Raw genomic sequence first — 21262 nt, 5'->3', positions numbered from 1 at the left:
CATGCTGCCGACCGATACCAGATGCTTCATTAGCCACGAGAAGGGCTTGCTCGACCCCGGCGTCCTGGGAAGCGTGCGCGAGCACTTCCTGCGCGAAGAAGAGGTCAGGCAGTCCCAGGTGCTCGACGAGAACGACGCCCTGCGGGTCAGCATGGGCGCCTCGACCTCCGCGTTCCGGTTCGATCCGCGCTGGTACGATCCCTGGCGCAATGCCCCGGCGGAACTGGTGGAACGGCTGCGCCCCTTCACCTGGCTGCTGTTTCCCGTCCAGATCCGCCATATCAGGGCCGGCGACCATCTGGTGCCGTGGCATCAGGACGCCGGCTACGTAAGGCTGATGTCCCGCAAGCATGCCCGGTTGATCACCTGCTTCGTGCCGCTGGAGCCCGACCCGCGCCAATGCGCCTCGCTGGAATTCGCCGAGGGCGAGTACGGCGAGCTGGACCATGCGGCGTTCGGCAACCACGGCGCCGCGATCCTGGACCGTGACTTCGCCGGGCTCCGGCGTTTCGAGCTGTCGTTCGGGGATGCGCTGGTGTTCGGCGACCTGGCGCCGCACCAGACCATCCCGGCTCCTGACGGCACGATCGACCGGCGGTCCTTCGAGTACCGGTTCGTCATCCCGGCGGAGGCCCTTCCGGACAAGGATTATTTCGACATCGAGAAAGGCTGCTTCGTCCGGACGGACGGCTCGCAGCGGGAGTTTCCGGAATGACCAAACCTTCCTTCGACGGGCGCGTCAATTTCCACGCAGACGACAACGTCGAGGAGATGCTCGAACGGCATTTCGAGACCTTCGACATCTCGCGGACGGAAGTCTGGAAGAACTTTCCGCTCTATGCCCGCCGGACCTACCTGAAGCGGTTCCTGGCCCATTACGAGCTGTTCCGCGCAACGGTCGACCTGCCGGGCGACATCGTCGAGCTGGGGGTGTTCCGCGGGACTTCCCTGCTGTCCTGGGCGAACTTCCTGGAAGTGCGCAACATGGGCGACCGCCACAAGAAGGTGGTCGGCTTCGACAACTTCCGCGGTTTCGGCGACCTGGACCCCAAGGACGGCGCGGCCGTCGGCGACGTGCAGAAGAAGGCCGGCGGCTTCGACAGCGGCGGGTTCGAAGCGCCGCTGGAAGACGTCATCTCGATCTTCGACGCCGACCGCTTCATCCCGTACAAGCCGCGGATCCATCTGGTCAAGGGCGATATCGAGCAGACCGTGGTCGACTACGTGGCCAACAATCCGGGCATGCGGATCTCGCTGCTGCATTTCGACGTCGATCTCTACCGCCCGACCAGGATCGCGCTGGAACAGCTCTGGCCGCTGGTGGTGCCCGGCGGCATCGTCGCCTTCGACGAGTACGGCATCCCGCCATGGGAAGGCGAGAGCCGGGCCGTCGACGAGTTCTTCGCCGGGCAGAGCATCGAGCTGCGCCGCTTCCACTGGTGCAGCAATCCCGGCGCCTACCTCGTCAAGAAATAACGGCGCGGTGGACGGACCGGTCCGGCAAGGTGCAATCGCCCTGCGGAAATTTGACCGCATATGACTATCGTGTTAAATAATTCGGAAAACACATACCCCCATTCGGCTGATGCCGTCGGACGCCTCGTCGATGCGGGTGCTACGGCGGACGGTTCCACTGTATTCCGCGAGACGTAATGAGCCAGGACAAACCGACCACCGACGTGCCGCAAGGCGAGACCCAGGGACACCGCACGCGCCAGGACGCCGACTATTGGGAGCGGGTCACCGGAACCGTGGAGGACCACGGCCACAGCCTGAAACATGTCCTGTCGCTGTGGCCCAGCTATGTGCGGCGCCAGCACCTGACCCGGTTCCTGGCCCATTACGAACTGTTCAAGATGGCGCTGGACCTGCCGGGATGCTTCGTCGAGATCGGCGTCTACCGGGGGTCGAGCTTCCTGACCTGGCACAAGCTGATGGAAACTTTCTGCGCGACCGACCGACGGCGCAAGGTCTTCGGCTTCGACCATTTCCAGGGGCTGACCGATTTCAACGCCAAGGACGGGGCGATGGACCCGCGCGACGGCAAGATGCCGGGCGGTTTCGAGACGAGCGACGTGCGCGGCGAGATCCTCGAGCTGATCGACGTCCATAACCAGGACAACCTCATCCCCGGCGTCGCCCGCAGCCATCTCGTGGAAGGCGACGTCAAGGAAAGCCTGCCGCGCTTCCTGGAGGAAAATCCAGGCCTGCGGATTTCCCTGCTGCATCTGGACGCCGATCTCTACGAGCCAACGCGGGCGGCCCTGGAACACCTTTTCCCGCTGGTGGTCAACGGTGGGGTCGTCGTCTTCGATGAATACGGCCTCATTCCCTGGCAGGGCGAGTCCGCCGCGGCGGACGAGTATTTCGACCGGATCGGCTACAAGCCGAAGTGGCGCCGCTTCGCGTGGTCCACCCAACCCCAAGGCTATTTCATCAAGGATTGAATCATTTATTGGGCTGCATCGTCGAGATGGACGTCTACCGGATAACCCTTGCTCACGGCTACCGCATGCCCTGGTCTCCGGCACCCGCCAGCGCATTCGATAGGTCGATCTTCGTTCCTCGACGATCGGAGGCAAGAGTTCGTCCGCGACGCCGACTGACGACGATCGACACTGCCGCACGCCCGGAGCGGAGCGGCTGGCCCAGCGCTACTTACGCATGAAGAAAGGAGCGACATGATGCGGAACGACTGGTCTGAACATGGCTTCCTGCTGTGCCGCGACCTGATCCCAGCTGACCGCATCGAGAGGCTGCTGGTGGAATACCGCGCCACGGTGCTGAACGCGGACGACGTGCTGGCCCGCCAGCCGCGCTTCCGCCGCGAGTCGGGCGACAGCCGTCATCCCCATGCCTACGACGCGCCCAACCGCCTGACCGAGTTCGGCTACCTCGCCGAAGGCCTGAAGAACCCGCACGTCCTTGAGAACTATCCCGGCTTTTCCGGGTTGGCCCTGTCGATCCTGTGCAGCCGCGAAGTCCAGGACCGCTTGGCGGACTTGAACCCTGACTATGCCGAATATTGCCTTCACCAGTCGATGTTCTTCGACTTCAATCCAGGGACGGAGCCGCATCAGGATTCCTACTACATCGATTCCGAACCGCGCGGCGCCATGATCGGCTTCTGGCTGGCGCTGGAAGACATCCATGTGGATGCAGGCCGCTTCTACGTCGTCGCCGACTCCCACGTCGAGGGGCCAGGGGTGGAGTTGTTCAACGCCGACAACGCCGCCTATCTCAACGCGCTCGAACGGACCATGGGCGGGCTGGAAGCCAAGCGGTTCGTACCGGACCTCGCGGCTGGCGACGCCCTGATCTGGCACGGCGACGTCATCCACGGCGCGCTGCCCAACGTCGATCCGAGCCGCTCGCGGAAATCCCTGACCGGCCACTATATCCCAACAAAATTGTTGGGCCGCAACCGGTTCAGGGTCTACGGCAACACGGTCGAACGGACCTGTCTTGGGATGCGCTACGTCGTCACCAACCGTCCCGAGGTCGAACCGAACCGGCCGGTGGCGATCCGCCGCAATACGGTGGAGGTCGCGGGGGAAAGCGTGGAGTTCCTTGCCGTAAGGACCGTCGGCGGCGAACAGGCGGCCTTCTCCCTGCCCCTCGGAGTTCGGCTGGAGGACGCGCTCGGGTCGGTCACGTAAGGGCCGCTACGACATCGGGCAAACCGCCCGCGGCGATCAGGTAGACGGGCAGACCGGCGGCGGCGGACGCCGCCAGATCGTCCCGACGCCCGGTCGCGAGAAAGCTGCCGCACGGCTTCGCCAGCCAGCGTTCAAGACACTGTCCGATCGCGCTGGCAACGCCGTCGACACCCTCCACGACATCGTCGAGATGGCCGCCGATGGCGCGCAGGTCCTTGGCGATCCGCCGGATCGCCGCTCCCCGCGCAGCCAAGCCTTCGCCCATGACGAACACGTAGTAGCCGTTGTCGTTGAGCCGCTTGACCGCTGCCCGTGCGTTGGGCATCCAGCGCAGGCCGCCGTCGTGGAGCAGGCCGTCATGGAGCAGGCAATCGAGCCGCAGGAACGCCGCCGGCCGGTGCAGGAAGGCCGGCACCTCGGTCTGGCTGCGCGCATAGTCGTCCGGGACGCCGATATCCAGGAAGAAGCGGTCGTAGACGCGTCCCGCCAGCCGGTCCGCCGATGCGAGGCGAGGGAACACGTCCTGTTCCAGCGAGCAGGGAACCCGCTCGATCCAGTCGAGCACCTCGCGCCGTAGGACGTAGAGACCAGCATTCATCGGCCCGTCAAACCCACCCGAGGCGGCATGGAAGGCGGTGACCCGTCCGTTCTCGAGTGTCACCCTTCCGTAGCGTCCGCCGGGAGGAATGGCCCGCAGCGCCATCCGGCCGACCACTTCGTTCCCGGCATCCCAGGCGGCAAGGTCGAGCCAGTTTATGTCGAAGCAGGAATCTCCGTTGGCTAGGAAGAAGATGTCGTCCAACCGGTCGGCAGCGTGGCGCACGGCGCCGCCCGTACCGGCCGGCTCGGTTTCGACGATCATGTCGAGCGTTACGCCGTCGAACCGGCGTCCGGCGTAATGGTCGGCGATGTGACCTGCCCGGTAACCGCATAGCAACAGGACGCGTTCGATGCCGAACCGGCCCGCCTCGCCGATCAGGTGGTCCAGGAAGGGACGGTCGCCGACCGTCAGCATCGGCTTGGGGGCGTCGTCGGTCAGGGCACCGAGCCGGCTGCCCCGCCCGCCCACGAGAAAGACGGCTTGGCGGGGCAAGGGCGGCTGGGGCAAGGGTGGTTGGGGCATGTCCCGGTGTTCTCCGCCGCGGTGCTGTTCCATCCGGCGCTTCAGCCTAGTGCCTGGAGTGCCCGGTCCAGAACCTCGCGCAGTTCGTTCGGCCTTATCATGAAGTTTGTCATGTAGCGCATGTACTCCTCGTCGGCTCCGGACCATGTGAAGCCCGGCCCGGTGACAGTGCCCAGCCGGGTGCCGGTCACGAGCCCCACGTGCCATGCATCCTTTGTGGGCATTCTCCAGCGTCCGCTCTGGTTGATGGCGAAGAACTCTTCGGAAGCGAGCTCGATGAAGACCGACCCCGGCTGCTTGAAGATCAGCGCCTGCGCGAACGGGCCGGAGGTGCCGACGATGATCCGGGCCTTGCGGACGCGCGCGATGGTCTCGGCGAGGCCCATGCCCCGGCCCGTCAGCACTTCGAATCCTCTGGACCGGACGACATCGATCACTTCCTGCTCGTTCATGATGAAGCGATGGGAGGCGTCGAGCCGCGACAGGTAGATCCGGTCGCCGCCCTCGACATCGGGCAGGCGGAACGGGCGGGCGGCATGGCGACCTTCGGCGACCGTGCCAAGGTAGCTGTCCTGGTTGCAGTTGGCGTAGGTCAGATGTTCGAAGACCTTGCCGTCCCCGATGGACATCAGCTTTGCCGGGTCGATGTCCAGGATTTCGCAGCCCTGCCTCGCCAAGTCGAGGAAATTGTCGGGAACCACGACGTGGTCGTACCCGTCCGCGCCGATATCGCTTAGGACCAGCATCTTGGTGAAGACCTCGGACATGAAGTGTCCGAAGTTGTGGGTCGAGATGTTGAGCGCGTGGAAACTGCGGCCCGGTACGAACTCGCTGCCGGCGCGGTCGGAGTGGAGATAGCGGCTGACGACGATCCTGTCTTCCTCGCCGGCGGAATGCAGGCCGTGGAAGAAGTTCTCGAATGCCGTCATTGTCTCGAGCGACGGGCGGTAGACGTAGTCCCCGGAAAACACGATCGCCGACGGCATTGCCACGCGGCAATGGCTGAAATGGCTGAGATAGATCGGCTTAATGTCGGTCCTTACGTCCTGTGCGACGGCGGCGACATCTGCTTTCCGACTCACTGGTACGAATTCCGGCGCCGGGGTCGGCTGCCGCAGGAGGCCCCAGGCGTACATCTCATGCCGGACGCCCGGGGCCGGGAGGCCGGCGCCGACCAGCGTACCCAGGGTTTCGCGCGGGGTCGGCGCACGGCCCAGCCGGATCTCCGGCCGCGGCAGTCCCGCCTCCATCATGCAGATGCGCAGAGGGCGAACCTCCAGGGTGCGGCTGTCCCAATCGTAGAAGATCCGGCCGAGCACCTTCTCCCTCATCGTCAGGCGCCCGTCGAAATCGCCGATCTCGTTCGCGACCAGCCGGGACGCGGCTTTGTCCGCCGGAAAGCAGACGATCTTGGCGAAGCGGTCGCACCGTGGAAGGAAGTCGTTCAACAGGGCGACCAGGGACGCCTCGTCCAGGCCGGGTGAGCAGACGATCGTGGCGACAGGTGTCTGGCCGAGATCCTCCGGAGTGTGGAAGATGCTGAGGCCGCCGGCGCGGGTCAGTTGGAAGGCATCCCGGCAGAACGGTTCGTCGTTGCCGATACCCGGCGATTCGGACAGCCTCGGCATCCAGCCCATGGCCTTGGGAACCGACGCCATGCCGGCGAAGCAGTCTAACAGGCTGCCGACGGCGAGGTGGATCGCCGCCTCCCGCATGGCTTGATGCGCAGGGTGACACCCGAACACCTGGACGCTGGCGGCAGCGAAGTGGGCGAGGCTCCAGATCGCGAAACGCCCCACGAAGGGCTCATCCGTCCGTGCCGCCAGCCGGCCGACCGGTTCCCGGTAACGGTTCCTCTGGGTACGGAGAAAGATCGATGTTTCCTCGGTACCCTGGACGCCGTCAAGGTCGAGAGCCGTCAGGACCATGCGCCGCTCGGCATCGTCCTCCATACCGGCCAGCACCTTTCCGAGTGTCTTCAGCGATTCCACGTTTTCCAGGGCCGGGGACGTATGGAGCGAATCGATGAAAGTCCCCAACTCCATGAAGTCCTCCCGCGATAGCCGAGCCGGGCTGCACCCAGCTCAATTCCAAGCTCGGATTCAAGTCTCCGATCGCGTGGATGCGGGCGATCCGCGGTCCGCAGATTTAACGGCAAATGGTAAATAATTTCATCACGCCGCTGGGCGGGTGCCGATATGGAGGATCTCGTTAACAAAATTGCGGGATCATGGCCGTCCCCCCGCATTTTCCAGTACGGACACGCCATGGAACAGGTCACGATCGAGGGTTTGATGGCCGCCGATGCCGACCGGGCGTTCCGGGACATCGCGCGGAACTTCGAGGCGCTGAGGTCCTGCGGTCCGGTCGTCGCGGCGGCCGCGGTCCGCCTGATCCGGGCCTTGCGGGCCGGCAACAAGATCCTGTTCTGCGGCAACGGCGGTTCCGCCGCCGACAGCCAGCATCTCGCGGCGGAGCTGACGGGACGCTACCGGCGGGATCGGCGGCCCCTGGCCGCCATCGCCCTCACGGTGGACACCTCGGCTCTGACGGCGATCGGCAACGATTATGGCTTCCAGGACATCTTTGCGCGCCAATTGGCCGGGATCGGCCGTGCCGGCGACGTCCTGGTCGCCCTGTCGGCCAGCGGCACCAGCGAGAACATTGTTCGCGCGCTCGAGACGGCGCGGCGGATGGGCATCGCGACCATCGGCCTGACGGGCGAGGGCGGCGGCGCGATGGCCGATTTGTGCGACCTCTGCGTCAGGGTGCCCTCGGCCGATACCGCGCGTATCCAGGAAATGCATATCGCGGTCGGACACCTTCTCTGCGGTTTCGTCGAAGACGCGGTCGATGCTCCGCTCTGAACGGCGCTTTGCCGGGCAGATGCCGGTCCGCCGCCCCGCGGCGTTTCTCGACCGGGACGGCGTGATCAACCTGGATCACGGCTATGTCCACAGTCCCGACCGCTTCGTCTGGGTAGAGGGTGCGATGGCCGCCATCCGGTGGCTCAACGAGCAGGGTTACCTAGTGTTCGTGGTGACCAACCAGTCCGGCATTGCGCGCGGCTATTACGACGAGGCGGCGGTGCATGCGCTGCACGGCTGGATGGCGGCGCAACTGGCGTCCGCCGGTGCCCATATCGATGCCTTCTACTTCTGTCCGCATCATCCCGACGCCGTCCACCACGCACTCAGGCTTAGCTGCGACTGCCGCAAGCCGAAACCGGGAATGCTGCTGCGTGCCCTTGCGGAGTGGCCGGTCGAGCGGCCTGGCAGCTTCCTGATCGGCGACCGGTCGACCGATATCGAGGCGGCGGCGGCGGCGGGCATTCCGGGCCATCTGTTCGACGGTTCCGACCTGCTGAAGACCGTCCGGCAGGCGGCGCGGACCGCCTTCAGCGCGCCCCGTGAACCGGAATTATCGATCCGCTGACATAGGACGAACTGTCCGACAACAGCCAGCATATGGTTTCGGCGACCTCTTCGGGCGTGCCCAGCCGGCCCATCGGAATGCTCGCCTCCAGCGCCGCGCGGCGGTCGGCCGGGATGTCCGACTGCTGGTCCGTCTCGATGACGCCGGGACTGACGGCGTTGACCCGGATGCCCTCGGCCGCCACTTCGCGCGCAAGGCCTATCGTCAGCGCATTGATCGCCGCCTTGGAGGCGGCATAGGGACCGAGCCGGTTGCCGCCGAACCGGGCGGCCTGGGACGATACCAGCACGATCCCGCCGCCCTGTCCGCCATGGGCGGTGGACAGGCGGCGAACCGCCTCGCGGCAGCACCAGAACGTCCCGTAGACATTGGTTTCAAAGACGGCGCGCAGCGTGTCGCCAGTGACGTCGTCGATCCGGCCGAAGCCGCCGCTGATGCCGGCATTCGCGACCAGGGCCGAGAGCGGCCCCAAGGCGCGGTCTACCTCCGCGAAGAGCCTGACGACATCCTCCTCCCGGGCGATATCGCCCTGGATCGCCGCCGCCGTGCCGCCCGCCGCCCGGATGCGGGCGACGACGGCTGCCGCCTCGGCTTCGCCGGTGCGATAGTTAACGCCGACGCGGTATCCGGCGCCCGCTAGGCTGATCACGGTCGCGGCACCGATACCGCGGCTCGCTCCCGTCACCAGGGCGACCCGGCCGGCGGCTTGAAGGGAAGCGCTGCGCTCCGTCATGTCGTCTACCTGCAATTCGAAGCATGTGTTCAGGCGCGATGGAAAGTTACATCAGGCTCGCGGCAGCTTCTTAAGGAATTACTAAGCGCATTTTGGCAATGCTGGGCCTTACGACGTTGGCCATACCTGCTTGTGCCGTTCGGCCGGTGCTGTCCGGCCAATGCCTCTCGGCCGGCGTCGTTCGGATTATCGAGCCAGATTAAGCGGCGCTGGAGCAATATGATAGGGGCGGCAGCATGACCACCGGCACCCTGGCTATCGGCCAAGTCCAGATCAACAACAGCTTTTCCGGCCAAAGCTATCTGCCCTATTCCCTCGGTGTCCTCCAGGCCTTCGTCCAGCGGCATGCGCGGGAACCGTCGCGGTACGAGTTCCGGCTGCCTGTCTACCGGCGGATGCCGGTATGGCAGGCCGTCGAGCAGTTGCTGGGGGTCGATGTCGCCGGGTTCAGCCTGTATGTCTGGAACGCCCGCATCTCGGTGGAGATCGCGCGCCGCCTGAAGAAGCTGTGCCCCCGGACAGTGATCGTCTTCGGCGGCCCCCATGTCCCCGACCGGTGCGAAGAGTTCCTGCGGAAGCATCCCTTCATCGACGTCGCCGTCCATGGCGAAGGCGAGCGCGCATACCTGGCCTTGCTGGAGAGCCTGCAGGACGGCGGTTGGCACGACGTTCCCGGCATCAGTTTCATCGCACCGGACGGCACGTTCCGGAACAACCCGGCCAGCCCCCGCATCCGCGACCTGGACGAGATCCCGTCACCTTTCCTGACCGGCGTGTTCGATCCCCTGATCGAGGCCCATCCCAGCGAAACCTGGATCGGACTGTGGGAGACGAACCGGGGATGTCCGTTCCAATGCACCTTCTGCGACTGGGGATCGGCGACGGCGTCGAAGGTCGGGCAATTCGCCATGGAGCGGCTGAGGCGCGAGGTCGAGTGGTTCGCGGACCGTCGGATCGAGTATATCTTCTGCTGCGACGCCAATTTCGGGATCCTCAAGCGGGATGTCGAGATCTCCCGCTTCGTTGCGGAGACGAAGGCGCGCACCGGCTATCCCCATGCGCTGTCGGTGCAGAACACCAAGAACGCGACCGAGCGGGCTTATGAGACCCAGAAGATCCTATCCGACGCCGGACTGAACAAGGGAGTCGCGCTGTCCATGCAGAGCCTGGACGCGACGACCCTGGCCAGCATCAAGCGGCAGAACATATCGCTGGACGCCTATTTGGAACTTCAGCGGCGGTTTGCCCGGGACCGGGTGGAGACCTACTCCGACCTGATCCTGGGGCTTCCCGGCGAAACCTATGAGAGCTTCGTCGGCGGCGTCGACCGGCTGATGGAAAGCGGCCAGCACAACCGCATCCAGTTCAACAACCTCTCGATCCTGCCCAATGCCGAAATGGGAGATCCGGAATACCAGGCCCGCCACGGCATGGTCACCGTCCAGTCCGATATCATCAACATCCATGGGCGGCGGGAGGATATGGAGGACGACGTCCCGGAGAGCCAGCAACTGGTCGTCGCCACCGCGGCGATGCCGCCGGCAGACTGGCGCCGCACCCGGACGTTCTGCTGGATCGCCGCCTTGCTGCATTTCGACAAGCTTTTCCAGATCCCGATCATCGCCGCCCGTTCGCTGGCGGGAACACCCTACCGGACGCTGATCGAAGCCTTCGTGGATGTCGATGCCGGCCGTTATCCGCTGCTCGGCGAGATCCGCGACTTCCTGATGGCCGAAGCGCGGTCGATCCAGCAGGGCGGGCCGGAATACGTCCATGCCCCGGAATGGCTGGATATCTACTGGCCGGCGGACGAATACATATTCATCAAGCTGACCGCCGAGGGCAGGCTCGGCGACTTCCATGCGGAAGGCGGACGCCTGATCCGCGAAGTGACCGGAGTGCGGGGAGCCGCGGCGGAGGCGATCGCCGATGCCGTCCGCCTGAACCATGCCCTGGTCAAGCAGCCCTTCGTGCGCGACGACCTTGACGTGAAAGTCGAGTTCGACGTCCTCGGCCTCTACGCCGATGAACTCCAGGGCGAACCGGGCGAGCCGCAGCCAGCCGGCGAGCTGCCCCGGAGCCCGGCCATTGTCCATATCGAGCGCTCCAGCCAAGCCTATGACGACTTCGCGACATGGTGCCGGGAGGTCGTCTGGTGGGGCAACAAGAAGGGCGCCTACCTCTACGGCAACCGGACCGTCCACCGGGAACTGGCCGGACACTACTGACGATCCCTGCCGACCGCGAACTGGGGAAACTCTCCATGAAATACCGCCCGCTCGGCTCGACCGGCCTGGAAGTATCGGAAATCGGCTTCGGCGCCTGGGGGATCGGCGGGGCGACGGCCGGCGCGACATCCTACGGCGCTACCGACGACGCCGGGTCCCGAACGGCGCTGTCACGCGCCTTCGATCTGGGCATCACCTTCTACGATACGGCACCCGCCTATGGCGACGGCCACAGCGAGACGCTGATCGGCGAGGCGTTCCGGCGGCGGCGGTCCCGTATCGTCGTCGCCACCAAGGCCGGCCAGCAGCGATGGGGCCAGCCACCCGACTTCAGCCCGGCCGCCTTGCTCCGCTCGGCCGAGGCGAGCCTTCGCCGGCTGGGCGGCGACGCCATCGACCTGCTGCAACTTCACAACCCGCCGGCCGGCCTGTTCGCCGCCGACCCCGATGTCGTGGCGACGCTGGACGGCCTGCGCGAGGCCGGCACGATCAGGGCGTGGGGAGTTTCCGTCAAGTCGCCGCAGGAGGCGTCGGCCCTGATCGGCGTCGTTCCCGCGGCGGTCGTCCAGGTCAACCTGAACATGCTGGATGTCCGGGCGGCGACATCGGGGCTGCTGGCGGAAGCCGCTTTCCACGGCATCGGGGTGATCGCCCGGACGCCCCTGTGCTTCGGTTTCCTCTCCGGCACCGTGGACGAGACCACGCGCTTCGCCGATGACGACCATCGGACCGCCTGGAGCCGTGCGCAGATCGTCCGCTGGGCCGACGGTGCGAGGCAACTGCACGATGCCGCCGGATCGGGCCAGGCGCCGGGTCGGGACTGGAGCCGGACGGCGCTGCGCTTCTGCCTTTCGTTTCCCGAAGTGGCGACCACTATCCCCGGCATCCTGAGCGCGGCGGAGGCGGAGGAAAACGCCGCCGCCTCCGCCGCCGGGCCGTTGGACGGAGTGGCGGTGAGCCGGATACTCGACCTGCACTCCCGCGAGTCGTTCTTCCTGCGGAGCTGAATCCGGTTCAGCCGGCGGTTCCCGCCGCCGCCTCCCGCACCCGGCGGGCTTCATAGGCTTTCAGGTGACCGAGGACGATGCGGAGGGTCGGGTTGGCCGCCGGGTCGCCGCCTCGGCGCAGCAGGTCGCCGACGATCTGGTCGGCTTCGATCGGACCGCCGCGTTCCATGTCGCGCAGCATGGAGGCGGTCATGGTCGAACCGGGCTTGGTGTAGGTGTCTCGGGCGCGTTCCGTCGCGGCTGCCCGGGGCGGGAAGCCTTCCGACGCCGCGATGGCCGAGCTTTCGGCCAGCAGCGACGTCACGACGTGGTCGGCGCCCGCTGCCACGATGTCGCCGATAGCGGCGCGCATCAGGCAGGTGGCCCCGGCTCCGGTCGCGATGAAGATCCACTTCTCCCACATGTCCTGAAGGATCGACCCGCTGAGGCGGGCATCGAACCCGGCGCCGGTCAGTTCCGCCGCGACGGCGTCGACCCGGGAGGTGCGCCCGCCGGCCGGCTCGCCGAAGGTCAGGCCGTGGAGGTCGTTGAGGTGGAGGACGCGGCCATCGGGATCGAGGACGACCGAGATCAGGCACAGGCCGCCGAGCACCCGGCTTGCGCCGAAGCGGGCGGTCAGCAGGTCCATGTGGCGCATGCCGTTAAGGACGGGAAGGATCAGCGTGTCCGGTCCACAGGCCGGCGCCAGAGAGTCCATCGCCGCTTCCAGGTCGTAGGCCTTGCAACTGAGCAGGATGAGGTCGAAAGGGGCCGCGATGTCCTGCGCCAGGACGGTCGGCGGGGCCGGAAGGTCGAGATCGCCGTGGGGGCTGCGGACGACCAGACCGGCTTCCGCCAGTTGGGCGGCGCGGCGCTGGCGGACGAGGAATGTCACGTCCCGCCCCGCGTTCAGCAGCCTGCCGCCGTAGTAGCCGCCGATGCCGCCGGCCCCGACCACGAGAATCCGCATGTCTTTTCCACCCTGTTCTTTTGCCCGGTTTCCGTGCGTAGACCCTATGGGCAACGGACCGTGCTGTCCACCCGCGTCGCCCGTAAGCGGGATGTACCCCGAACGGAGTGCGAAAGGATTGCCCGGCTGTTCTGTTGGGCACACCAGAATCCCGGGGGAAACGGGTTTCGGACCGTTGATCCAATGGAGATCGCATACCATGGCAAGACAGAACACGGGGGCTGGAGAGAACAGGGGCGCTATCCGGAACCGGGGCCGCTCCGGCGAGAACGGGGAGCGGCTGGCCCAGGGCCTCGGCTGGTTCAGCCTGGGACTGGGTCTGGCCCAAATTGCGGCGCCCGGCGAAATGGCGCGCCTGATCGGTGTTCCCGACGATGACGAGAACCGGCAGATGATGCGCGCCGTTGGGATGCGCGAGGTCGCCAGCGGATTGGGTATCCTGTCGCAACCCCATCCCGAGGGATGGGTATGGGCACGGGTCGGCGGCGACGTTATGGACCTTTCGCTGCTTGGCGGCGCCTGGGCATCGGACCGTACCGACAAGGAACGGGTCGCCGCCGCGACCGTCGCCGTCGTGGGCGTCATGGCGCTCGACCTGCTGTGCGGCCGCCAGCTGACCGAGCACGACGCCGATGACGCCTCTGCCGGAAGGCAGGGTGTCGGTGGCCGTGACCATGCCCGGTCCGTGGAGGATCAGCGCTGGAGCGGCGCCGTCCACGTCAGGAAGAGCATCACCATCAACCGCCCGCCGGAGGAGCTTTACCGCTTCTGGCGCGACTTCGACAACCTGCCCCGGTTCATGACCCATATGGAAGAGATCCGGAAGCTGGACGACAAGCGCTCGCACTGGAAGGCCAGGGGAGTGGCCGGCTTCACGGTCGAGTGGGACGCGGAGATCACCGAGGACGTACCGAACGAGCGGATCGCCTGGGCATCCGTGGCCGGATCGAGCGTCCACAACGCCGGTTCGGTGACCTTCAAGCAGAGGCCGGCCAACCGGGGCACGGTGGTCGAGGTCGAGATGCGGGTCGATCCCCCTGGTGGGGCCATCGGGGCCAAGATCGCTAAGCTGTTCGGCAAGGAGCCGGTCCAGCAGGTGGCGGACCACCTGCGGGCCTTCAAGCAGATCGTCGAGACCGGCCATCTCACGCGGTCGGACACCAGCTTCGCGCTGGTCAGGCATCCGGCCAGACCGCCGTCGAAGCTGCCCGAGGCGGTCGAGGCGGAACTCAGGACGGGAACATATCAGGGGGCGAAATCATGAGAGCCACATGCTGGATGGGGACCAAGGATATCCAGGTCCGGAACGTGCCCGATCCCAAGATCCTGAACCCAGACGACGCGATCGTCCGGATCACGTCCACGGCGATCTGCGGGTCCGACCTTCACCTGTACAACGGGTTCATCCCGTCGATGGAGAAGGGCGACATCATGGGCCATGAGTTCATGGGCGAGGTGGTGGAGGTCGGCCGCGACGTGAAGAAGCTGAAGGTCGGCGACCGCGTCGTGGTGCCGTTCCCGATCGCCTGCGGCCATTGCATGAACTGCGAGAGCCACCTGTACTCGGTCTGCGAGAACTCCAACCCGAATGCCTGGATGGCCGAAAAGCTGTGGGGCTACTCGCCGGCCGCGATCTACGGTTATTCCCACATGCTGGGTGGCTATGCCGGCGGTCAGGCGGAATACGCCCGCGTGCCCTATGCCGATGTCGGACCGATCAAGATCCCGGACGGCATGCCGGACGAACAGGTGCTCTTCCTGTCCGACATCTTTCCGACCGGCTACATGGGCGCCGACAATTGCAACATCAAGCGGGGCGACACCATCGCGGTCTGGGGCTGCGGCCCGGTCGGCCAGTTCGCGATCAAGAGCGCCTTCCTGCTTGGCGCCGAGCGGGTCATCGCGATCGACCGGTTCCCCTACCGGCTGAAGATGGCGAGCGAGCAGGGCGGGGCCGAGACGATCAACTACGCCGAAGTCGACAGCGTGCCCGAGGCCCTGCGGGAAATGACCGGCGGGCGCGGTCCGGACGCTTGCATCGACGCGGTCGGCATGGAAGCCCACGGCATGGGCCTGATCGGCGCCTATGACCGCGCCAAGCAGGCGATGATGCTGGAAACCGACAGGATCATCGCCCTGCGCGAAGCGATCCTGTCATGCCGCAACGGCGGCACTGTTTCGGTGATCGGCGTCTATGGCGGGTTCGTCGACAAGTTCCCGTTCGGCGCCGTCGTGAACCGGTCGCTGACGATCAAGGCGGGGCAGGCCCATGTGCAGCATTACATGAAGCCGCTGCTGGAGCACATCCAAAAGGGCGACATCGACCCCAGCTTCGTCATCACGCACCGGCTGAACCTGAACGACGCGGCGTCGGGCTATTCGACCTTCCTCAACAAGCAGGACGAATGCATGAAGGTCGTGCTGCGGCCCTGAGGGCGGGGCCTGAATGGCCTTTCACGTGAAACATCGGCGGCCGCAGCGGAAGCTCCGGCCGTCGTGGTGCCGGCGTGGGTGAGGAAAAAACGGTGTTTCGTCACCGTTGGTCACTGAAGCTCACTATCGCGGCTCCTGGCGGCGGCTGGAGACTGCCGCCAGGAGGGTCGGGCGCTCTGGCTCAGGCGAAGACAATGGCCTTGCCGGGGCCGGTCATTATGTCCTATGAGTTCGCATTCGATGGCGTGCTTGTCGTTGAGCAGGAGCCTGCGATGCCTGCCCGCGGCATCGAGTCCCGCCTTGGCGAACCATTCCTTCTGAATGTTCCGCCGGGTGCTCCACGCATCCATCCTGACCCTGTGCAGCCGGCGCGCTTCCTCACGCGTTTCGGGATCGGGACTCGATATCCGGCAGAAGAACCGGATGAAATCGTCCTGAAACGGGCGCGACGGCATCTCGGCCATCACCGCCCGTGATGCTACCTTGGTGTGTATGGGTATACGAACCGGCTTCAAAAGCGTTTTTTAAACGGCGCTGGACAGGGGACTAGCCGCACTTTTCAAAAGTGGATAGCAGAGCTGTTCGGTTCCCAAATGGAGAAGATGCCGGGCTTTCCGCTAATTCTTCATACCGTCTTGCCAAGATCAAGTCTTGTAAGCGCTGGTTTTGGCAGACTTGTCCCCTTCCCGTCATACCAAGACTTGATCTTGGTATCTCCTTTCAGGAGCTTGGCTGCTGGTAGTCGGACTTCAGGTTGAAGTCTTCTAGTCAGCTTTCGCCAGGAGATGCCAAGATCAAGTCTTGGCATGACGGTAAAGTGGAGGAGAATGCAAGCTTGGCGTGCGGGAATGTTTTAAGGTGACGCCTATAGGCCCAAGCCCTGGACTAGGCGGCATACAGCCGGAGATCGTGGCACGGTGCCTGTTCAAGAAATACCCAAGTAAATCACCTGTCACGTTACTCGGATATGCACTCTACCAAACATACAACAGTATTGTTCCTCCGAAGTAACATAAAAATTAATACTAATATTCTTGACTTAAATACCGCATTTCTGTTGTCGTTCTCCCGCATCCAATAGCACCCCCGATAACGGCCATGGTTTCAGCCGCCGGGGATTTCTCAAATCAATATTTTCCGGGCAGGAGTCACCTGATGAGTTCAGCGGAATCGCAATGGACATTGGAACAGTTGCAGGAGCATTTGCAGGCGGCTGTCGATCTCGAATTCTGGACCATCCCGTACTACATGGCGGCGGCCTATTCTATCAAGGATCAGGGCGAGGCGGCGTTCCAGCTCATCCTGTCGGTCGTCAATCAGGAAATGCTGCATGTCCAGCTGGCGGCCAATATCGCCAACGCCTATGGGCTGAAGCCGCTATTCAAGTGCCCGGTCTATGAGGGAACGCATATTCCGCACCTGGATTTCTCGCTGGACGATCCGGACCCCCGGACGCTGTTCCCGTCGGCGCGGGCGGAGATCGGGCAGCTCGACATCGCGCGGCTCCAGGGCTTCTGCCTGGTCGAATATCCGTTCTGGGATACCGGCCATCCGGTGGACGCGAACCCCGACATCGCCGTTTACGGCTCGATCGGGGAGTTCTATCAGGCGGTGACGGTCGGCGCGACGCAGTTGAAGGACCACATCAAGGCGGTCAATCAGGTCGATGCCTTCAAGCGCTTCTACGCCGACTTCGCGCAGCCGACCATCACGCTCGACGGCTCCGACGGGCTGGCACAGGTCGCCAATCTGGTCGATGCGATCACGTCCCAGGGCGAAGGCACCCAGCGTCCGGCCGGCCTCAAGAGCCATCCGAAGCATCCCAACCTGCCAGACATCGCCAGCTACTTCCAAAGCGCGTCGAACCCGCCGATCAAGAAGCAGTTCCGGAACACCGCCGACGACATCGAGCCGTCGTGGCCGCATTTCGAGAAGTTCTACAGCCTGATCCAGGGCGGCGTGCTGCCGGAAACCTATGCCGCAGAGCGCTTCCCGCGTGAGGGCACGCCCGGCTACGCGGCTCAGCTTCGGCTGGTCGAGAACTTCACCAAGTTCCGCTGGGCCATGACGGAGAAGTTCGCCGGCAAGCAGGTCCCGCAGTTCTACGTCCACATGGTCACGCTTGCCGGCAATATCCTGGCCTGCTGGCAAAACGGCGCGGTGCCGGCCTTCTCGCACCACGACCTGAACCATTCGGCGCAGACCAGGGCGACGTTCGCGGCCCTGGAGTCGGAGCCGCGCTTCCCGCTGGCGAAGGCGGCCAACGCCAAGGCGGCGGCCTGGAAGGCCGAGCCCGCGACCGCCTGACCTCTGAGTCAATTCAAGGTCGTCAAACAAAGATTCAGGGATCAGCCCATGTCCAAGAGCATCCTGCGCATCCATCCCGCCATCGCCTTCGCGCGAGTCGGCAACAGCGACGACTATTATCTGGCGCCCGAAACCATGGCCGGCGTCCCGGTCGCCGGTAGCAAACCGCCGGTGATGGGCGGCCTGCCGATTCGGCGCGGCACCGAGCACGACACGATCACCGACGAGGACCTGCGCGACGCCTCCGGCGCGCTGAAGCGTCAGGCCGCCCGTTTCAAGATCTTCGCCTACAGCGAAGCGGAGGCCAAGGCCTACCCGGCCGCCACCGAGCAGGAGATCAGGATCGGCGAACCGCTGGGAGACAAGACGGTCACCGACATCATCTGGACCGTCCATGTCGCCAACAAGAAGGCCAACACCTTCGTCCTGGAGGTGAGCAACGCCAACGGTCCCGTCATCGACAACTACGGCAACGGCAACCTGCCGCCGATCCGCAATGCCTCGTTCTATCCCGGCGACGAGGGCACGGAAGAGCTGGCTGTTCTGAACAACCCGGAGCGGGTTTCCAGGCTGACGATCGATTTCGGGCCGCGCACGGTGCGGGGAGCCGGTGCAGCACCGGTGCGGTTCGATGCCGCTACGGAGGCTTCGGTCTACAGCGCCGAAGGCGGCCTCAAGGCCCTGCCGGACTATCCCAAGTCCTGGCCGGCCAAGTCGTTCCCCGACGGGCTGTACTCGCCGACCGGCGAGGTCGATACCCTCGGCCACCTGGAGACCGACGAGGCCGGGCGGCTGGTGGTGCTGGGCGGCTACGGCAGGGCGAGCGCCTGGAAGCAGGCCGACGGCAGCTTCTACCAGCTCGTCAGCAGCGTCGATAACGACGGCTGGTTCGACGACACCAGCGACGGCCCGGTTTCGGCGGTGGTCGTGCTGAACGGCGGCCTGCCCGACGAAACCCGGATTTCCGCCGGGACGGCCTGGGTCGCGACGGCCGATCCGTCCTATGCGCCGCAGATCCTCAACGTCGTGTCGCTGTGGGACGAGGTCTACGACACCTTCGTCCGCAAGCTCGACCTTCAGCCGGAGATCTATTCGGACGGCGAATACCGGTACGACCGCTACGCCAGCTTCGAGGACGACGTCGCCCATATCTTCCGGGGCACGGCTTTGCAGGAATGGATTTCCAACCTGCCTCAGCCTGCCAAACACGCGCACCGCGCGGTCGGCCGCATTGGCGCGGAGACCGTTCCCGCCGACACGATCCTGTCGGGGCTGGCCTATATCCGCAACCCGAACCTGCCGCAGCAGGCCATGCTGGGCGTGCCGCTGATGCCGGGTGCGCTTGGCGATTCGGGTCAGGCCTTCCTGTCGCCGACGCTGACGCAGTACTATTTCCTGACGCAGTGGAACGACCGCAAGTGCAGTGCCGAGCCGGTCAAGCCGCTGTCGCCGGGCGACCTGTTGGACAAGGCCTCGCTGATCAACTGCCTGGGCGGCCGTTTCAGCCCCGGCATCGACCTGACCTTCACCGTGCGCCAGGAGGAAATCTACGTCCAGGACTGGCGGAAGAAGGAGGTTGGGCCGTTCCGGATCGCGCCGAAGCCCTTGAAGCTCGACGGCCTCGATCCGGACGTGCCCGTGCTGTCGGAGGGCTACGTGCCGCTGCACAGCACCGGCGAGGATCTGGTCGAGCCGGGCGACATGACCAAGTTCATGTCCGTGCCGTGGCACACCGACTACAATTCCTGCGCCACCCATCCGACCAGCCCGACGATTCCGCACAACACCACGCTGTACTGGTCGTGGCCGGCGCAGCGCCCGGTCCATGTCCATCTCGCCTCCGAGGTCAAGGATGGCAAGCCCGGTCCGCAGCGCTATTCGGTCCGGGGTCCCGGCACCGGCAGCGAAAATCCGGCGAACCAGGGCCGCTATCAGGATATCGAGAACATCCTGCCGAACTGGCACAAGATCGGCTTCGTGATCCAGGACAGCGCGATCATCGGTGGGCAGCGCAACCCGGACCAGTTCTTCGAGGTGCGGAGCGAGCTGCCGGTCGACGAAGGTCTTGTCATTCCGCCCTGGCCGATGAACGACAAGAGCACGAGTGCCGGCTGAGTTGCCGTCAGTGGTCGCTGGGAAAGCATGACAACCCATCATGACAGGACCGTCGCCATTCTTGGCGGCGGTCCTGCCGGCTGCGCCACGGCACTGGCGCTCCACCGCCAGGGCATCCGCGATGTCCTGGTCATCGAAGCCGGCACCCATGAGGTTCGACGGATCGGGGAGAGCATCCCGCCGGATACCGGGCTGATGTTCCGCACGCTCGGGATCTGGGACGATTTCGTGGCCGAAGGGCACGAGCCCTGCCTGGGCAGCCGCTCCGCCTGGGGCGACAACCGGCTGGGCTACAACGACTATCTCTACAACCCGCACGGTCAGGGATGGCACCTCGACCGGCGGCGCTTCGACGCGTTCCTGCTGTCCCGGAGCGACGGGCTGGGGATGGGGGTGTTGAGCGGGACCAGCTTCGACAAGGCGGAGCCGATGCCCGGCGGCGGCTATCGGCTGCGGCTGGTAGGGGGTGACGGTGCCGTGACGGCGCTGACTGCGCGCTTCGTGGTCGATGCCACGGGGGCGCGGGGGCTGTTCGCCCATCAGCGCGGGGCCGGCCGCCGGCGGCTGGACCAGATGGTCGTGGCCGCTGGCTTCTTCCATGTGCCCGACGGGTCGCGCGGGTCGCATCTGACGCTGCTGGAAGCGGTCGAGTACGGCTGGTGGTACGCGGCCCGGTTGCCCGCCGGGGAGCATGTCGCGGCGCTGGCGACCGATGCCGCCCTGCTGAAGGAGGGTGGGCTGGACCAGCCCTTGGCGTGGATGGAAAGGCTGGCGACGACGCGGCACGTCGCCGGCGACGTCGCGGGGGCCGTGCTGATGCCGGACACCCTGCGGGTCTGGCCGACGCCGTCGTTCCTGCTGGATTGTCCGGCGGGCGCCGACTGGCTGGCGGTGGGGGACGCCGCCTCCACCTATGACCCGCTGTCGTCGCAGGGTATCCACAAGGCGTTCGTGGATGCGATGGCGGCGGCTGCGGCCGTCGCCGGGCTGATCGAGCGGGGGGAAGCGGTCGAGACGTCGGGCTATGCCGAGGGGATCGCGGCGCGGTTCGGGGATTATGCCGGCAACCGGAACTACTTCTACGACCTGGAAGCCCGCTGGCCCGATGCCCCCTTCTGGAGGCACCGGCGCGAGCGCACCAAGCTTGGGGATGCTTAAGGCTTGAGCCGAAGAGTTTGACCGGCGGTAGGCAAGTGTTGGGCCACGGCCCAACCTACGAAGCAGGAGCCTGTAGGTTGGGCCGTGGCCCAACAAACACTGTCCACATAGGTCA

The 21262-nt window shown here is 65.4% G+C and carries 18 protein-coding genes; 13 read left to right on the top strand and 5 right to left on the bottom strand.

Annotation, left to right across the window (positions count from 1 at the left end):
- Nucleotide 1 precedes the first annotated feature (1 nt).
- From N826_RS11705 to N826_RS39895, 4 genes are all read left to right on the top strand, one after another.
- Nucleotides 2–715, top strand: coding sequence for a phytanoyl-CoA dioxygenase family protein (locus N826_RS11705; protein ID WP_044428840.1), 714 nt, complete (start codon nt 2–4; stop codon nt 713–715).
- Nucleotides 712–1476 carry a TylF/MycF/NovP-related O-methyltransferase gene (locus tag N826_RS11700; protein WP_044428837.1) on the top strand — a complete coding sequence of 255 codons (765 nt, stop codon included), beginning with the start codon at nt 712–714 and terminating at the stop codon, nt 1474–1476. Before N826_RS11705 ends, N826_RS11700 begins: the two co-directional genes overlap by 4 nt.
- 176 nt (nt 1477–1652) lie before the next feature.
- Entirely contained in the window at nt 1653–2447 is a 795-nt protein-coding gene (locus tag N826_RS11695; RefSeq protein WP_044428834.1) for a TylF/MycF/NovP-related O-methyltransferase, read from the top strand.
- 234 nt (nt 2448–2681) lie between these two features.
- A complete protein-coding gene (locus tag N826_RS39895; protein ID WP_052831082.1) occupies nt 2682–3659 on the top strand; it encodes a phytanoyl-CoA dioxygenase family protein in 978 nt (325 codons plus the stop codon).
- On the opposite strand, the gene N826_RS11685 is transcribed toward N826_RS39895, so the two are convergent.
- Together N826_RS11685 and N826_RS11680 are read right to left on the bottom strand one after the other, a co-directional pair.
- A complete protein-coding gene (locus N826_RS11685; protein WP_044429036.1) occupies nt 3652–4782 on the bottom strand; it encodes a sugar phosphate nucleotidyltransferase in 1131 nt (376 codons plus the stop codon). The genes N826_RS39895 and N826_RS11685 overlap by 8 nt on opposite strands.
- A gap of 41 nt (nt 4783–4823) precedes the next feature.
- Complete coding sequence (locus tag N826_RS11680) at nt 4824–6827, bottom strand: glycosyltransferase family 61 protein (RefSeq protein WP_044428830.1); 2004 nt, start codon at nt 6825–6827, stop codon at nt 4824–4826.
- A gap of 222 nt (nt 6828–7049) precedes the next feature.
- Here N826_RS11680 and N826_RS11675 point away from each other — a divergent pair, with 222 nt between their 5' ends.
- Both N826_RS11675 and gmhB read left to right on the top strand, forming a co-directional pair.
- Entirely contained in the window at nt 7050–7649 is a 600-nt protein-coding gene (locus N826_RS11675; protein ID WP_169789327.1) for a D-sedoheptulose-7-phosphate isomerase, read from the top strand.
- Nucleotides 7636–8217 carry a D-glycero-beta-D-manno-heptose 1,7-bisphosphate 7-phosphatase gene (gene gmhB / locus N826_RS11670; RefSeq protein ID WP_211099259.1) on the top strand — a complete coding sequence of 194 codons (582 nt, stop codon included), beginning with the start codon at nt 7636–7638 and terminating at the stop codon, nt 8215–8217. Before N826_RS11675 ends, gmhB begins: the two co-directional genes overlap by 14 nt.
- On the opposite strand, the gene N826_RS11665 is transcribed toward gmhB, so the two are convergent.
- Nucleotides 8180–8950: an SDR family oxidoreductase gene (locus tag N826_RS11665; RefSeq protein WP_044428828.1), complete on the bottom strand. Its 771-nt coding sequence runs from the start codon at nt 8948–8950 to the stop codon at nt 8180–8182. The genes gmhB and N826_RS11665 overlap by 38 nt on opposite strands.
- 236 nt (nt 8951–9186) lie before the next feature.
- Here N826_RS11665 and N826_RS11660 point away from each other — a divergent pair, with 236 nt between their 5' ends.
- Both N826_RS11660 and N826_RS11655 read left to right on the top strand, forming a co-directional pair.
- Nucleotides 9187–11178 carry a B12-binding domain-containing radical SAM protein gene (locus N826_RS11660; RefSeq protein ID WP_052831078.1) on the top strand — a complete coding sequence of 664 codons (1992 nt, stop codon included), beginning with the start codon at nt 9187–9189 and terminating at the stop codon, nt 11176–11178.
- A 35-nt stretch (nt 11179–11213) separates the two neighbouring features.
- Complete coding sequence (locus N826_RS11655) at nt 11214–12185, top strand: aldo/keto reductase (protein WP_052831076.1); 972 nt, start codon at nt 11214–11216, stop codon at nt 12183–12185.
- Nucleotides 12186–12192: 7 nt separating this feature from the next.
- On the opposite strand, the gene panE is transcribed toward N826_RS11655, so the two are convergent.
- Nucleotides 12193–13134: a 2-dehydropantoate 2-reductase gene (gene panE / locus N826_RS11650; RefSeq protein WP_044428826.1), complete on the bottom strand. Its 942-nt coding sequence runs from the start codon at nt 13132–13134 to the stop codon at nt 12193–12195.
- Between the two features lie 199 nt (nt 13135–13333).
- Between panE and N826_RS11645 the strand changes: the two genes are divergently transcribed.
- Together N826_RS11645 and N826_RS11640 are read left to right on the top strand one after the other, a co-directional pair.
- Nucleotides 13334–14398, top strand: coding sequence for an SRPBCC family protein (locus tag N826_RS11645; RefSeq protein ID WP_052831074.1), 1065 nt, complete (start codon nt 13334–13336; stop codon nt 14396–14398).
- Nucleotides 14395–15567: a zinc-dependent alcohol dehydrogenase gene (locus N826_RS11640; RefSeq protein WP_044428823.1), complete on the top strand. Its 1173-nt coding sequence runs from the start codon at nt 14395–14397 to the stop codon at nt 15565–15567. Before N826_RS11645 ends, N826_RS11640 begins: the two co-directional genes overlap by 4 nt.
- Before the next feature lie 110 nt (nt 15568–15677).
- Here the strand turns inward: N826_RS11640 and N826_RS42990 are convergent, their stop codons facing one another.
- Nucleotides 15678–16022: a hypothetical protein gene (locus tag N826_RS42990; RefSeq protein ID WP_147040332.1), complete on the bottom strand. Its 345-nt coding sequence runs from the start codon at nt 16020–16022 to the stop codon at nt 15678–15680.
- 700 nt (nt 16023–16722) lie between these two features.
- Here N826_RS42990 and N826_RS11630 point away from each other — a divergent pair.
- Genes N826_RS11630 through N826_RS11620 form a run of 3 tightly spaced genes read left to right on the top strand, consistent with a single transcriptional unit; the run spans nt 16723 to nt 21147 of the window.
- A complete protein-coding gene (locus N826_RS11630) occupies nt 16723–17874 on the top strand; it encodes a ferritin-like domain-containing protein (protein WP_169789326.1) in 1152 nt (383 codons plus the stop codon).
- A 48-nt stretch (nt 17875–17922) separates the two neighbouring features.
- Nucleotides 17923–19989, top strand: a complete 2067-nt coding sequence (locus tag N826_RS11625; protein ID WP_044428818.1) for a LodA/GoxA family CTQ-dependent oxidase — start codon at nt 17923–17925, stop codon at nt 19987–19989.
- Between the two features lie 27 nt (nt 19990–20016).
- Nucleotides 20017–21147: a tryptophan 7-halogenase gene (locus N826_RS11620; RefSeq protein WP_044428815.1), complete on the top strand. Its 1131-nt coding sequence runs from the start codon at nt 20017–20019 to the stop codon at nt 21145–21147.
- The last annotated feature ends 115 nt before the right edge of the window (nt 21148–21262 follow it).

The organism is Skermanella aerolata KACC 11604, assembly GCF_000936425.1.
GTDB lineage: Bacteria > Pseudomonadota > Alphaproteobacteria > Azospirillales > Azospirillaceae > Skermanella > Skermanella aerolata.
This window is presented reverse-complemented; position numbering and strand designations above follow the sequence as displayed.